The sequence below is a fragment of the uncultured Pontibacter sp. genome (assembly GCF_947502515.1).
Classification (GTDB): domain Bacteria; phylum Bacteroidota; class Bacteroidia; order Cytophagales; family Hymenobacteraceae; genus Pontibacter.
The window spans coordinates 1-13,683 of sequence record NZ_CANNAI010000009.1; the positions used below are offsets into that span (position 1 = coordinate 1).

A 13,683-nucleotide genomic window follows, 5' to 3' on the forward strand; every position below is an offset into this window, starting at 1 on the left:
CAGGGGCTGTCCCCGTTTGAAGCCCCTCACAAGAAAGGGGGAGCAGGCTGCTAGGTTCTGCATCCCCTCGGGGGGATTATAAAAAGGACTAGCGCTAATCAATAAGAGATGAATGAAGCGATGGTAGGTAATAAACATTGTTGTAATGTTTACCCACATACTATATAGGTATGACTTAAACTGATTGCAGTGCTTAGTTATGTGATGTTAAAAGCTATTAGAAGCTTTATCTCTTATTATTTTCGTTACTACAATACTAGCAAATAAAAAAGGGGCTGCATTTAATTAAATGCAGCCCCTTTTTTATTGATTACCTTTAAAACTATATGTTGATGAACTTCGGGTTGATCAGGTTCTCCATAGAGAAAATCTCATCCCATTTAGCTTGGGTGATCAGTTTACGCTCTACTACTGTAATCTCATGAATAGACTTGCCGGTTGCTAATGCTTCCTTAGCGATTGAGGCAGACTCCTCGTATCCCAGTATCGGGTTGAGCGATGTGACGATACCGATGCTGTTCATAACCATGTTGCGGCATATCTCTTCGTTAGCAGTAATGCCATCAACGCATTTGCTTTGTAAGGTATAGCATGCATTCTCCAGGAAAGTCAGGGAATTAAATAAACTGTACGCTATAACAGGTTCCATTACATTGAGCTGTAATTGACCAGCCTCTGCAGCCATAGTCACCGTCATGTCTGCCCCTATGACGTAATAAGCCGTTTGATTGACTACTTCTGGTATTACAGGGTTTACTTTACCAGGCATGATAGAGGATCCCGGTTGCATGCGCGGAAGATTAATCTCATTTAAACCTGCCCGTGGGCCGGATGATAACAAGCGCAAGTCGTTGCAGATCTTAGACACTTTGATGGCGCAGCGTTTCATGACACCGGATACCTGCACATAGGCTCCTGTATCACAAGTGGCTTCGATCAGGTCCTCGGCAAGTACAACAGGTACACCCGAAATCTCCTGCAGTATATCTGTTACCATTTGTGGATAGCCCTGTGGTGCGTTGATAGAGGTGCCGATTGCCGTAGCCCCCATGTTTATTTCACAGATCAGCATCTTTACTTCATGAAGGCGCTGGATGTCTTCCCGAATCGTGGTAGAGAAACCATGGAATTCGGCTCCCAAAGTCATTGGCACAGCATCCTGTAATTGGGTGCGCCCCATTTTCAGAACTTCTTTAAACTCATCAGCCTTGCGTCCAAATGATTGTTGTAAAGCCTCGAGGCTCTCTATAAAGGCCTGTATCTTCCAATAAAGGGCCAGTCTGAAAGCAGTAGGATAGGCATCGTTGGTAGATTGCGAACAATTCACATGGTTATTAGGATGTAGATAGTTATACATGCCCTTTGTATGTCCCATGTGCTCCAAGCCAATGTTGGCGATCACTTCATTTACATTCATGTTCACGGAAGTACCAGCACCCCCTTGAATCATGTCAGTTACAAATTGATCCAGGTACTCACCTGCAATCAGTTTATCACTGGCATAAACAATAGCATCGGTTACCTCTTTGCTCAACACGCCACACTTATGGTTGGCCAGAGCGGCTGCTTTTTTTACATAAGCAAAGGCCTTTATAAAGAGCGGCTCTTTTGAGATGGGTGTCCCTGTAATATGAAAGTTCTCGAGTGCGCGTGTTGTTTGAATTCCATAGTAGACCTCATGCGGGATTTCTTTTTCTCCCAGAAAGTCGTGTTCTATCCTTACTTTGTCCATGCTATATGATGTGTTCTTTAAAGCGAATTTATTTACTCCCTGTCTGCTGAGGAGCAGTGGAGATATGTATTTCTATACCTAGATCCTGTGCCACCTCCATTACAATGTTGCTTGCATATTTCTTCGTGCAACGCAACTTTCCATTCTGGCTATAGTCCGTAATCAGGCTTTGGTTAATGATCAGTTTGGATGAATACTCCCCATACCTGGCAATAATTTCTTTCTGCACCGCAGTCATTAATTCTTTGCGACGTTCTGTTTCAGGAGTACGCAGCGGCCTTTGAAAGCGATGTTCAGGATAATCATGGCTGATATGGTTGGCCTTGGCTGCGTCCTTAGCATCCTGCAATGCGTCCTGTAACATGCGCTCATTCTTTGGCTTTTTCAGGTTGCCGTGTATACCTCTCGTATGGTTAAGCCATTCGTGTAGGTCAGCGTTCGGGTTGTTGGCTAATTCGACAAGTGCATCATTTGGGATAACGAAATGGGCAGGTTTGTTAAACTGTCGGGCCATGTTCTCCCGAAAGGTATAGAGGCCCTTCAAGAGATACTGTTGGTAATAGTTAAGGCGGTATGAGTGTTTCAGACGCAAGTGTGGATTTTCTGACTCAGTATACTTAAGCTGCTCCAAGAGATGGTTCTCTTCTTCAAGCCAGTGCATGCGGTCCAGTTTCTCAATTTCCTGAAGTAGTTTGGCTTTTATTTTATGCAGGTATATCACATCAATAGCCGCATAGCGAAGCTGGTCTTCAGTAAGAGGTCGCTTATTCCAGTTACTGGACTGCTGTGACTTATCGATCTCTTTACCAAACTCCTCCTTAAGCACGGTAGCCAATGAAGAGCGCTCATAGTTTAGGATCTTGGCAGCAACATCGGTGTCAACTATACCTTTAACGGAGCATCCCATTTTGTCAAGTAGTAGGATGTCGTTGTTAGAGTGATGGATGATTTTCGTAATGGCCTGATTTTCCATTAGCTGGAAAAATGGCGTCAGATCATCAATGTAAAAAGGGTCTATTATAAAGCAATTTCCTTTGCCGTCAGCGATCTGGATCAGGCAAAGGTTAAAGCCATAGGTAAAGCGGTTCTGATCAAACTCAAGGTCAACGGCTAGTTCGCTACACTGCTCTAATTGGTGTATAGCCTGATGCAGGTCCGCATCAGAGGCTACCAACTCAATTGCCACACCGTCTTCTTCTAAAGATAATTTTTCCATTGGCTAAATTTAAACAAGTATTAAGCCATATCCATACGTCTAATGCTATTTTTCTTCAGTGAGTGAGGTATAAAAAAGCCCCCTTTCAGCACGCTGAAAGGGGGCTTTTCATTTCGTAAATTTATGTAGATTATTGAATAGGTCTTTCTTCTGGAATTTCGTCTGCTACGCCGTCATTTACAGTAGTATCCATAACTGTAGTAGTATCGGCTTCCATGTCCATGTCTGCATCGATATCCATGTCAGAGGTTTCTACCTCATCAATACGGTCAGTTTCAGTAGCTGTGTTGTTCTCGGAACCACAAGCTGTGAAAGCAAAGAAAGCGAATGCAGCAAATGCAAATTTTATTGTCTTTTTCATGATTTTCAAATTTTGTTAAACAAGTAAATTTGTACTTATTTATTCGGTTTATACGGAAAGGTAACCCCGAAGATTATTTTTTTTTGTAGTAATCCCTGTGAGTGCATTGTATTTAGCTGCAAAACAACATTTTAAAAGGGTGAATGGAGGGTGTTTGAAGAAGCATAGCTTCAGGTCTATTATAGTGAGTTCTTTATAAAATAAGATTTTATTTATGTAAAGGTATGGCTGGGCTGATGAAGAAAAGAGTACTTAGCCCTTAATATAGACCATTAAAAAAGGAGCCCTGCTGAATTTACAGCAAGGCTCCTTCAGACTAGTGGAATTCAGTTATTGCACTTCAGCTAAAGACTTCTCTCGCTTTGCTCTGAACTCAGACTTTTCGCGCCATGCTGGATAGGAAGTACCATTTGCCACACGATAGCCTACCCGGAAGTAAAGTTGCAGATCTTCTACAGCACCGTCTAGGTTCCAGTCGTCATATACCTCGTCGCCCACCTTATGATAGTGCTCAGCTGTATACTGCTCCTGTTTTTTGGTTATGAAGTCAGCAGGCTGATCGCGGGCGACTATACCTGATTTGGCATATAAAGCGGGTACGCCCTGCTTGGCGAACTCGAAGTGATCAGAACGATAAAAAGAGCCCTTCTCAGGGGACGCCTCTGGCACGATACGACGGTTTTGCGTACGGGCCTCTTCAGCCAGTACATCTTCCAAGTCAGAGTTGCCATACCCGATTACGATCACATCCTCCGTGGGGTGATAAGGGTTGAGCACATCCATGTTAATGTTGGCCAGTGTTTTGTTTAGTGGGTAGAGCGGATTAGACGCATAGTATTTAGAACCCAGCAAACCTTTCTCTTCAGCAGTCACAGCCAGAAACAGGATAGAGCGTTTAGGCTTTTCGGGTAATTGGGTGAATGCCTTGGCCAGCTCGATCAGGCCCGCTGTACCGCTGGCATTGTCCATGGCGCCATTGTAGATCTGATCACCTTGCAGCTTCTCGTCCTTGCCCAGGTGGTCCCAATGTGCCGTATAAACCACGTACTCATCCTTAAGGTTCGGATCAGATCCTTCCAGCTTGGCAATCACATTGCGTGACTCTACTTCCCGCAGCTGGTTCTTGAGGCTGAAGTTTGCTTTGGCATTCAGTGGAACAGGCTTGAAGCCTTTTTGGGCGGCAGCGTTCTTTAGTTTTTCAAAGCTATTGCCAGATGCTGTAAAGAGCTCACGGGCCTTTTCTTCTGTTATCCAGGATTCGACAGAAAGGCGGTCCATATTCTTGCCTGCGTTGCTGATATCAAAGTTCTCGCGACTCCAGCTTCCTGATACCACTTCGTAAGGGTAGCCTGCAGGGCCGGTCTCGTGGATGATGATAGCAGCGGCAGCACCCTTCTCAGCAGCTATCTCATATTTATAGGTCCAGCGACCATAGTAGGTCATGCCCTTGCCGCCAAAAATGGTGCTATCCAACTGCTCAGGGTTATCAGGATTTGGTATTGGCGGATCGTTGATGAGCATGACAATGGTCTTGCCTTTTACGTCCACACCTTTATAATCATCCCAGCCATACTCAGGCGCCACAATGCCGTAGCCCACAAATACTAAATCAGAGTTGTTCACATTCACATCCCGAACAAAGCGGCGCGACACAGCTACGTAATCATCCGGAAAGGAAAGGTTGATGGTTTTGCCACCTGCTGTAAAGTTTGCCTGAGGCTGTGCGGTGAAGCCAAACATGGGAACATTCTGCACGAAAGTGCCGTCCGGATTGCCGGGCTGCAAGCCAAGCTTCTGAAACTCACGGGTAAGGTAGTTGACAGTAGAGTCTTCGCCGGGAGTGCCGGGGCTGCGGCCCTCAAACTCATCAGAAGCGAGCACGCGGATGTGCTGCAGGAGGTCATTTGCGTTAATGCTCTGTTGGGCGGCAAGCAAACCGGTCGTATCACCGGCAACAGCAGTGCGATCGCCATCGCTGTCTGCTACTTCTCTGGCATTTTCGCTGCAACCAAAAGCTACCAGGCTAAGCAAAGCCAGGCCGATCATATCTTTTTTCATAGGGTTTTGTAGGTATGTTAAAGTACTGAAGATAATACTTTTATTCATACCGTTGGTTGCGAATGGCCGGATTTTGATCAGGCGGCTATTTCCCAACTGGCAGGAACGCCGCGGTGCAGTACCTTGATCAGGCTGAGGCAGGATGCGAGGTCCTGATACAGTTGACACTCCCATACCACCACCCGTTGCCAGCCGGCTTCCCGGTACAGCGTTTTGTAGCGTTCGTCACGCATCTGATTATTGATAAACTTTTCTTCCCAAAACCGTAGGTTTGACTTTGGAAATGCTGGTTGGCAGTAAGAGCAGCGATGCCAGAAGCAGCCATGTACAAAAATTGCTAACCGGCGTGATGGGTAGCAGATGTCAGGCTTGCCTGGGGCTTTGCGCCAATGGACCCGGTAACCACGGAGGCCGTTATGCCACAGGGCACGACGCAACAGAAGCTCTGGTTGCGTATCACGGCTTTTGTTTCCGCGCATGTATTTGCTCACTTTCTCACGGGCAGTGAGCGGGACAGGTTTCTGGCTATACTTTTTAGCTTTTTTTCTGGCGGCCAATTTCGAAAGGCTATTATGATAGTTTTTAACAAACAGCTGCTGTTGAAAGTGCCGGATAAAGCCAGGATTCAGTAAAAACAAAAAGTAGCATACATAGGACACGGAAATTTGAATGGTTACATGACGAGTCTCTTTATTATTCAACACTATATATAAATAGTATATATGATGGTATAATGTTGATAAAGAGACGTATTTGCTTATGCGAATGTATAAAGTTTGAATTCTTATAAATACTCTTAACTTTGCCTTTACACACAGCCGTAAACATTAGTTATGGATAAATATACCTATATCGCCAATGCGCACGGAGCCTACATTGATGAGCTGTACAAGGCTTATCAGCAGGATCCTGAATCAGTTGATTTTGGATGGCGCAAATTCTTCGAAGGCTATGAGTTCTCAACTACTTATACTGAGAATGGCCACGAAACAGCGGAAGCTCCGGCTGCCGCCCCTGCCAAAGCCACCGCAGCAGGTGAATCCGACAAAGAAGTAGCAGTTCGCAACTTTATATACGCCTATCGCAGCCGCGGGCACTTGCGTTCTAAGACCAACCCGGTACGCGAGCGAAAAGACCGCAAAGCTCTGCTGGACCTGAAAGACTTTGGTTTATCAGAGGCTGACCTGGATACAGTTTTTCAGGTAGGTGAAATTGTTGGTATCGGACCTGCCAAGCTGCGCAATATAGTAGCAGCAGTTCAGAAAATCTATGAAGGCCCGATCGGCTACGAGTACATGTATATCCGTGATCCGGAGGTACTGTCCTGGTTGCAGAACAAGATTGAGAACGAGTCCCTGAACTTCAATCCAGGTATAGAATACAAGAAACGCATTCTTTCTAAACTGAACGAAGCAGTTGTATTTGAAAACTTCCTGCATACCAAATTCTTGGGTCAGAAGCGTTTCTCACTGGAAGGTGGCGAAACGACAATACCTGCACTGGATGCCATCATCGACAAAGCTTCTGAGCTAGGCGCGAAGGAAGTGGTGATCGGTATGGCGCACCGTGGCCGCCTGAACGTGCTGGCCAATATCATGGGCAAAACTTACGAGCAGATTTTCTCTGAGTTTGAGGGTACGGCTACGCCAGACCTGACCATGGGTGACGGTGACGTGAAATACCACATGGGCTTCTCTTCTGAAGTGGATACCCCATCTGGCAACAAAGTGAACCTGAAACTGGCACCAAACCCTTCGCATCTGGAGGCGGTAAATCCGGTAGTAGAGGGCTTTGTGCGTGCCAAGATTGACTGCATGTATGACCGCGATCCGAAGCAGATCGTGCCGATCCTGATCCACGGTGACGCAGCCGTAGCCGGACAGGGCATCGTGTACGAAGTAACGCAGATGGCAAAGCTGTCAGGGTATCAGACTGGCGGTACGATCCACTTTGTGATCAACAACCAGGTTGGATTTACGACTGACTTCGAAGATGCCCGTTCTTCTATCTACTGCACGGATGTGGCCAAGATCATCGACGCACCAGTGCTGCACGTGAACGGCGACGATCCGGAGGCAGTGGTTTTCGCTGTGCGTCTGGCTACAGAGTACCGTCAGAAGTTCGGTAACGACATCTTCATTGACATGGTGTGCTACCGTCGTCATGGCCACAACGAAGCAGACGAACCGAAGTTCACACAGCCGCACCTCTATAACCTGATCTCTAAGCACCCGAACCCACGTGAGGTATACAACAAAGAGTTAATCAGCAAAGGAGATATAAATGCAGAACTGGCAAAGACAATGGACAAGGAGTTCCGTCAGATGCTGCAGGACCGTCTGGACATGGTGAAGCAGAAGCCGCTTCCATATAATTACCAGACACTGGAAAAAGAGTGGAAAGAACTGCGCCGTTCCAAGCCGGAAGATTTCAATCAATCGCCTGAAACAGGTATATCAGAGGAAGTGATCCAGAAAGTGGGTACAGCACTTTCAAACGTGCCGCAGGGCTTTAAGCCGCTCAAGCAGATTGAGAAGCTGTTGAAAGAGCGTAAGGAAATGTTCTTCGAGACCCGTCAGCTGAACTGGGCAGCAGCCGAGTTGCTGGCTTATGGTTCTATCCTGGCTGAGGGTAGAGTAGTGCGCTTAAGCGGGCAGGATGTGCAGCGCGGAACGTTCTCACACCGTCATGCTGTGTTGCGCGACGCCAATACAAGCGCTCCTTACTCTAACCTGAACTACATCCAGGAAGACCAGGTTAAACTGGAGATATACAACTCCCTGCTGTCAGAGTATGGCGTACTGGGTTTTGAGTTTGGCTATGCGATGGCAAACCCGAATGCGCTTGTGATCTGGGAAGCACAGTTTGGTGACTTCGCCAACGGAGCCCAGGTGATGATCGACCAGTTTATTGCGGCTACAGAGTCTAAGTGGCAGCGTATGAACGGTGTGGTAATGCTGTTGCCGCATGGCTACGAAGGTCAGGGACCGGAGCACTCCAATGCCCGTCCTGAGCGCTTCCTGCAGCTGGCAGCTGAGAACAACATGTTTGTGACCAACATCACAACACCTGCTAACTTCTTCCACTTCCTGCGTCGCCAGTTGGCCCTGCCATTCCGCAAGCCGGCCATCAATATGGCACCGAAGTCGCTGCTGCGTCACCCGAACGTGGTTTCTCCTATAGAGGAATTCACCAAAGGTGGTTTCAGAGAAGTGATCGGTGACAACTACGCTTCCGCCAAGTCAGTGAAGAAAGTATTGCTGTGCACTGGCAAGGTATACTTCGACCTGTTGGAAGAGCAGCAGAAGAATAAGCGCAAGGATGTGGCCCTGATCCGTATGGAGCAGCTGGCGCCGTTCCCGAAAGTGCAGTTGGAAGCTGAACTGAAAAAGTATAAGAACGCGAAAGTATACTGGGTACAGGAAGAGCCGGAGAACATGGGTGGCTGGATGTATATCCTACGCATTATGCGCAATGGCATTGAGGATGTAGTGGCACGTAAGCCAAGTGCATCGCCTGCAACCGGTTACAACAAGATCCACGGTAAAGAGCAGCAGGAACTGGTTGAACGCGCGTTCGCGATCTAATTAATAATGAGTATTGAATAATGACGAATAATTAATGATAGGGGATGAGGAGTAATCGCTAATGGACAGTAAATGATGTTTGATTCGGTATTGACTAACAAGAATTATTTCTTCGTCATCACCCAACACTATTTCGTCATTATTCACTACTTGTTATTCCTGCATAACTAAACATTAATAATTCGTCATTAATCATTATTCACTCGTAATTCTTAATTCGTAATTCATAATTGATCAAAAAAATATGAGCTTAGAAGTTAAAGTGCCTGCTGTAGGTGAGTCGATCACCGAGGTAACCATAGCCCAGTGGCTAAAGAAAGACGGCGACCGTGTGGAGATGGATGAGGTGATTGCTGAGCTGGAATCTGACAAAGCCACCTTTGAACTGCCCGCAGAAGCCGCAGGCATTTTACGCATCGTTGCGCAGGAAGGCGATACCATTGATGTGGGCGCCACCATCTGCCGCATCGAGCAAAACGGCGAGGCCGGTAGTGCACCAGCTGCCCCTGCCGCCAAAGAAGAAACCGCTGCCCCGGCTGCACAGGAGTCAGCTCCTGCCGCTGCACAAGGCACTGGCGAAACAGTAGAAATGCGCGTACCAACAGTAGGCGAGTCTATCACAGAAGTAACGATCGCCAACTGGTTGAAAAACGAAGGTGACCACGTAGAAATGGACGAGGTAATCGCCGAACTGGAGTCTGATAAGGCAACGTTTGAGCTGCCAGCTGAGGCTGCCGGTACACTACAGATTGTAGCGCAGCAGGGCGACACGGTAGAGATCGGTGGACTGCTTTGCCGCATTGTGGCAGGTGCTGGAGCAGGCGCATCTAAACCAGCCGCCCAGCCAAGCGCTCCGGCTGCACAGCAGGCTTCGCAGCCAGCTGCCGCTGCTCCATCTGGCGCACAGACTTACGCTTCTGGCACACCATCACCAGCTGCAGGCAAGATCCTTTCTGAGAAAGGCATCAACCCTGCCGATGTGCAAGGTACAGGCCGTGACGGTCGCATTACGAAAGAAGACGCAATGGGCGCTCAGAAATCAGCTGCACAACCTGCTGCTGCCCCAGCTCCGGCTGCTAAGCAAGAAACTTCAGCTCCGGCTGCTACCGGCGATCGCAACCAGCGTCGCGAGAAAATGAGCTCGCTGCGCAAAACAGTTGCCCGTCGTCTGGTACAGGTGAAAAACGAAACGGCTATGCTGACTACTTTCAACGAGGTAGACATGAAGCCGATCATGGACATCCGCGCCAAATACAAAGACAAGTTCAAGGAGAAGCACGAGGTAGGCTTAGGTTTCATGTCCTTCTTCACGAAGGCTTGTACTGTAGCCCTGCAAGAGTGGCCAGCTGTTAACGCCATGATCGATGGCAATGACATGGTGTTCAACGATTTCTGCGACATCTCCATTGCGGTTTCTTCTCCGAAAGGCTTGGTGGTTCCGGTTATCCGTAACGCAGAGCAGCTGACGTTGGATGGCATTGAGAAAGAAGTGATTCGTCTGGCTAAGAAGGCTCGTGATGGGAAACTTTCAATTGAGGAGATGACAGGCGGTACCTTCACGATCACCAATGGTGGTGTGTTTGGTTCTATGATGTCTACACCAATCATCAACGCACCGCAGTCGGCTATCTTAGGTATGCACAACATCGTGCAGCGCCCGGTTGCCGTGAACGGACAAGTTGAGATTCGCCCGATGATGTACCTGGCCCTCTCTTATGACCACCGTATCATTGACGGTCGTGAGTCAGTTAGCTTCCTGGTACGCGTGAAAGAACTGTTAGAGGATCCGATGAGACTCCTGTTAGGCGTTTAATTTATTGAGATAAGGAAGGAGGGGTAAGCGAACAAGTTTGCTCCTCCTTTTTATGTTACTTAGTTGCAGTATGGCGCGAGCGTCCTCGCTCGTGACTTATATAGTGGGGCCTCTGGCCCATATGGCTGTATCTAAGTTATAAGCTTGCTGGACCAGAGGTCCAACAATAATAGACACGAGCGAGGACGCTCGCGGCATATTAAAAGAAATCAAAAACAGAAACGAGAGTATACCTCTCTTCAAAGTATAGAAAGATGAAATACGACGTTACAGTAATCGGTTCTGGTCCTGGCGGGTATGTGGCAGCTATACGCTGCGCGCAGTTGGGCCTTAAAACCGCTATTATAGAGAAGTATAACGTGCTGGGCGGTACTTGCCTCAACGTAGGCTGTATACCTTCTAAAGCACTTCTTGATTCATCGGAGCATTACCACAATGCGGCGCATACCTTTAAGGAGCACGGCATCGAGCTGAATGACCTGCAGGTGAACATCCAGCAGATGATCAAGCGGAAGGGCGAAGTAGTGAAGTCGAATAACGACGGCATCGCCTTCCTGATGAAGAAGAACAAGATCGACACGTACTATGGTCTGGGTTCATTCGTGAACAAGAACACCATCAAGATCGCAGGTATAGACGGTCAGGAGCAGCAGATCGAGACGGATAAAACCATCATCGCGACGGGTTCTAAGCCGACAGCGCTGCCATTCCTGCCAATCGACAAAAAGCGTATCATCACGTCTACAGAAGCTTTGTCGCTGACGGAGGTTCCGAAGAAAATGATTGTGATCGGTGGCGGTGTGATCGGACTGGAGCTGGGCTCTGTGTATGCGCGCCTGGGTACGAAAGTTCAGGTGATTGAGTACATGGACGCCATCATCCCGACGATGGACCGTGCGCTGGGCAAAGAGCTGCAGCGTGTGCTGAAGAAAACACTCGGCTTCGAGTTCTTCTTCAACCACAAAGTAACCGGCGCTACCAACGAAGGCGAAACAGTGACTGTGACAGCTGAGAACCCGAAAGGCGAAACTGTTACGTTTGATGGTGACTACGTGCTGGTATCAGTGGGTCGCAAGCCATATACCGAAGGACTTGGTCTGGAGAATGCTGGTGTGCAGATGGGTGAGCGCGGTATGATTGCCGTGAACGATCACCTGGAAACCAACGTGCCGGGCATCTACGCGATCGGTGACGTGGTGCGTGGCGCTATGCTGGCTCACAAAGCTGAAGAAGAAGGCGTGTTTGTGGCAGAGACCATTGTAGGACAGAAGCCGCACATCAACTACAACCTGATACCGGGTGTGGTGTATACCTGGCCGGAAGTGGCAGGCGTAGGCTACACTGAAGAGCAATTGAAAGAGCAGGGCCGTGCATATAAAACCGGTTCGTTCCCGTTCAAAGCGTCTGGTCGTGCCAAGGCATCGATGGATACTGACGGTTTCGTGAAGGTGCTGGCTGACAAAGAAACAGACGAAATTTTGGGTATGCATATGATCGGCCCGCGTATCGCTGACCTGATTGCAGAGGCAGTTGTAGCGATGGAGTTCCGTGCTTCGGCTGAGGATATCTCCCGCATGAGCCATGCGCACCCAACCTATACGGAGGCCATTAAAGAGGCTTGTCTGGCAGCGACTGAAAACCGCGCCCTGCACATTTAAGAAGAGTTACGTATCAATTGTAGAAGCAGCATCATCCGAGAAGGGTGGTGCTGCTTTTTTATTACTATATAGTTGGAATAACTATATTTAAATATTTTTCGTTATATTTAAACATGAAAAATTGAAAAAATTATAATTATGAATGAGCCGCAGCAATCCTTCGACAAAGCATTAAGAATCATGATAGGTCTCGGTGTTCTGCTGCCTTTCCTGGTGGCGAGCTATACCTGTCAGTTGCTCTGTACCAATCTTGTGGAAAAAGCACTTACCTTTTCTGCGGTCTTCCTGTTTGTTTTCCTGATTTTTTGGATTGTGGTTCGCACTGTTGTGCAGTTTCTGGATGAATAAAAAATAATAGCCAGGCAACCTTTCCCGGATATGCTTCATCTAAGGGGTATAAGCTGATGTTCTACTCAATACTTATACCTTAAAACCATGAAAAAATCATTTTTACTCCTCTTCCTGTTAGCAATTCCTTTTCTAACGTGGGCACAAACCCGAGTGAATGCTTCCGAAATCATTGACAAGATAAACCGTGGTGAAGCCGTCACTTACAAGAATGCTGTGATTGTAGGTGTACTGGATCTGACGACTCTGGACAACATGCACATTGAGAAAAAATCTGACGACAAGTATAGTACGAAGGAGTATCTGAGCACCGTGAAAGTGCCACTAACCTTTGTTGACTGTACTTTTAAAGATGATGTGCTGGCTTACTACAACCCGGATAATCAGGACATCAAGCTCTTCAACAGAAAGAACGAGGTGTTCAATACGAATTTCGATAAGGCCGTGCGCTTTGAGAACTGTGTATTTGAAGGGTACAGTGCATTCAAGTACTCAAAGTTCAAAGAAGACGTGTCATTTGCAGGCAGTCGCTTCCGCCACGAGGGAAACTTCAAGTATAGTAAGTTTTCTAAATCTGCCGATTACAGCAATGTAAAGTTTGAAGAAGAGGCCAACTTTAAATACACCAACTTCCCGCAGACTGCCAGCTTTGACCGTGCTACTTTCAGGAGAGAAGCAAACTTCAAGTATACGAAGTTCAGTCAGGACGCCAATTTCAGACAAGCGAACTTCAGAGGCTTGGCTAACTTTAAGTACACCAAGGTAGGCAACAACCTGGACTTTCAAAGAACCGAGTTTAATGGAGATGAAGACTTTAAGTACACACAAGTCAACAACCGCAAGGTCTCGAGAGCTGACCTGGTGAACAACTAGTCGCTAAAAAGAAAGGCCACCCCTGGAGGTGGCCTTT

The 13,683-nt window shown here is 47.5% G+C and carries 10 protein-coding genes; 4 read left to right on the forward strand and 6 right to left on the reverse strand.

Features of this window, described 5'->3' with window-relative positions:
- Positions 1-322: 322 nt before the first annotated feature.
- The 5 genes from aspA to Q1A54_RS18380 all read right to left on the reverse strand — a co-directional run bounded on the left by aspA (position 323) and on the right by Q1A54_RS18380 (position 5,924).
- Entirely contained in the window at positions 323-1,732 is a 1,410-nt protein-coding gene (gene aspA / locus Q1A54_RS18360; protein ID WP_299991017.1) for an aspartate ammonia-lyase, read from the reverse strand.
- A 28-nt stretch (positions 1,733-1,760) separates the two neighbouring features.
- Positions 1,761-2,948, reverse strand: a complete 1,188-nt coding sequence (locus tag Q1A54_RS18365; RefSeq protein WP_299991019.1) for an HRDC domain-containing protein — start codon at positions 2,946-2,948, stop codon at positions 1,761-1,763.
- Positions 2,949-3,078: 130 nt separating this feature from the next.
- Entirely contained in the window at positions 3,079-3,309 is a 231-nt protein-coding gene (locus Q1A54_RS18370) for a hypothetical protein (protein ID WP_007655526.1), read from the reverse strand.
- 330 nt (positions 3,310-3,639) lie between these two features.
- Positions 3,640-5,367 carry a M28 family metallopeptidase gene (locus Q1A54_RS18375; RefSeq protein ID WP_299991022.1) on the reverse strand — a complete coding sequence of 576 codons (1,728 nt, stop codon included), beginning with the start codon at positions 5,365-5,367 and terminating at the stop codon, positions 3,640-3,642.
- 77 nt (positions 5,368-5,444) lie between these two features.
- Positions 5,445-5,924, reverse strand: a complete 480-nt coding sequence (locus tag Q1A54_RS18380) for a very short patch repair endonuclease (protein WP_299991024.1) — start codon at positions 5,922-5,924, stop codon at positions 5,445-5,447.
- 276 nt (positions 5,925-6,200) lie between these two features.
- Here Q1A54_RS18380 and Q1A54_RS18385 point away from each other — a divergent pair, with 276 nt between their 5' ends.
- The 3 genes from Q1A54_RS18385 to lpdA all read left to right on the forward strand — a co-directional run bounded on the left by Q1A54_RS18385 (position 6,201) and on the right by lpdA (position 12,425).
- On the forward strand, positions 6,201-8,954 hold the full coding sequence (locus Q1A54_RS18385) for a 2-oxoglutarate dehydrogenase E1 component (protein ID WP_299991026.1): 2,754 nt from the start codon (positions 6,201-6,203) through the stop codon (positions 8,952-8,954).
- 244 nt (positions 8,955-9,198) lie between these two features.
- Positions 9,199-10,767 carry a 2-oxoglutarate dehydrogenase complex dihydrolipoyllysine-residue succinyltransferase gene (odhB, locus tag Q1A54_RS18390; protein ID WP_299991028.1) on the forward strand — a complete coding sequence of 523 codons (1,569 nt, stop codon included), beginning with the start codon at positions 9,199-9,201 and terminating at the stop codon, positions 10,765-10,767.
- 254 nt (positions 10,768-11,021) lie between these two features.
- Complete coding sequence (lpdA, locus tag Q1A54_RS18395; RefSeq protein ID WP_299991030.1) at positions 11,022-12,425, forward strand: dihydrolipoyl dehydrogenase; 1,404 nt, start codon at positions 11,022-11,024, stop codon at positions 12,423-12,425.
- Between the two features lie 171 nt (positions 12,426-12,596).
- On the opposite strand, the gene Q1A54_RS18400 is transcribed toward lpdA, so the two are convergent.
- Complete coding sequence (locus Q1A54_RS18400; RefSeq protein ID WP_196120800.1) at positions 12,597-12,812, reverse strand: hypothetical protein; 216 nt, start codon at positions 12,810-12,812, stop codon at positions 12,597-12,599.
- A gap of 48 nt (positions 12,813-12,860) precedes the next feature.
- Between Q1A54_RS18400 and Q1A54_RS18405 the strand changes: the two genes are divergently transcribed.
- The gene (locus Q1A54_RS18405) at positions 12,861-13,646 is read left to right on the forward strand and encodes a pentapeptide repeat-containing protein (protein ID WP_299991033.1); all 786 of its coding nucleotides are present in this window, start codon (positions 12,861-12,863) and stop codon (positions 13,644-13,646) included.
- Positions 13,647-13,683: the final 37 nt, after the last annotated feature.

Excerpts from the sequence above, each read along its gene's own strand:
- aspA (WP_299991017.1), bottom strand. The coding sequence starts at position 1,732 with ATGGACAAAGTAAGGATAGAACACGACTTTCTGGGAGAAAAAGAAATC.
- Q1A54_RS18365 (WP_299991019.1), bottom strand. The coding sequence starts at position 2,948 with ATGGAAAAATTATCTTTAGAAGAAGACGGTGTGGCAATTGAGTTGGTA.
- Q1A54_RS18370 (WP_007655526.1), bottom strand. The coding sequence starts at position 3,309 with ATGAAAAAGACAATAAAATTTGCATTTGCTGCATTCGCTTTCTTTGCT.
- Q1A54_RS18375 (WP_299991022.1), bottom strand. The coding sequence starts at position 5,367 with ATGAAAAAAGATATGATCGGCCTGGCTTTGCTTAGCCTGGTAGCTTTT.
- Q1A54_RS18385 (WP_299991026.1), top strand. The coding sequence starts at position 6,201 with ATGGATAAATATACCTATATCGCCAATGCGCACGGAGCCTACATTGAT.
- odhB (WP_299991028.1), top strand. The coding sequence starts at position 9,199 with ATGAGCTTAGAAGTTAAAGTGCCTGCTGTAGGTGAGTCGATCACCGAG.
- lpdA (WP_299991030.1), top strand. The coding sequence starts at position 11,022 with ATGAAATACGACGTTACAGTAATCGGTTCTGGTCCTGGCGGGTATGTG.
- Q1A54_RS18400 (WP_196120800.1), bottom strand. The coding sequence starts at position 12,812 with ATGAAGCATATCCGGGAAAGGTTGCCTGGCTATTATTTTTTATTCATC.
- Q1A54_RS18405 (WP_299991033.1), top strand. The coding sequence starts at position 12,861 with ATGAAAAAATCATTTTTACTCCTCTTCCTGTTAGCAATTCCTTTTCTA.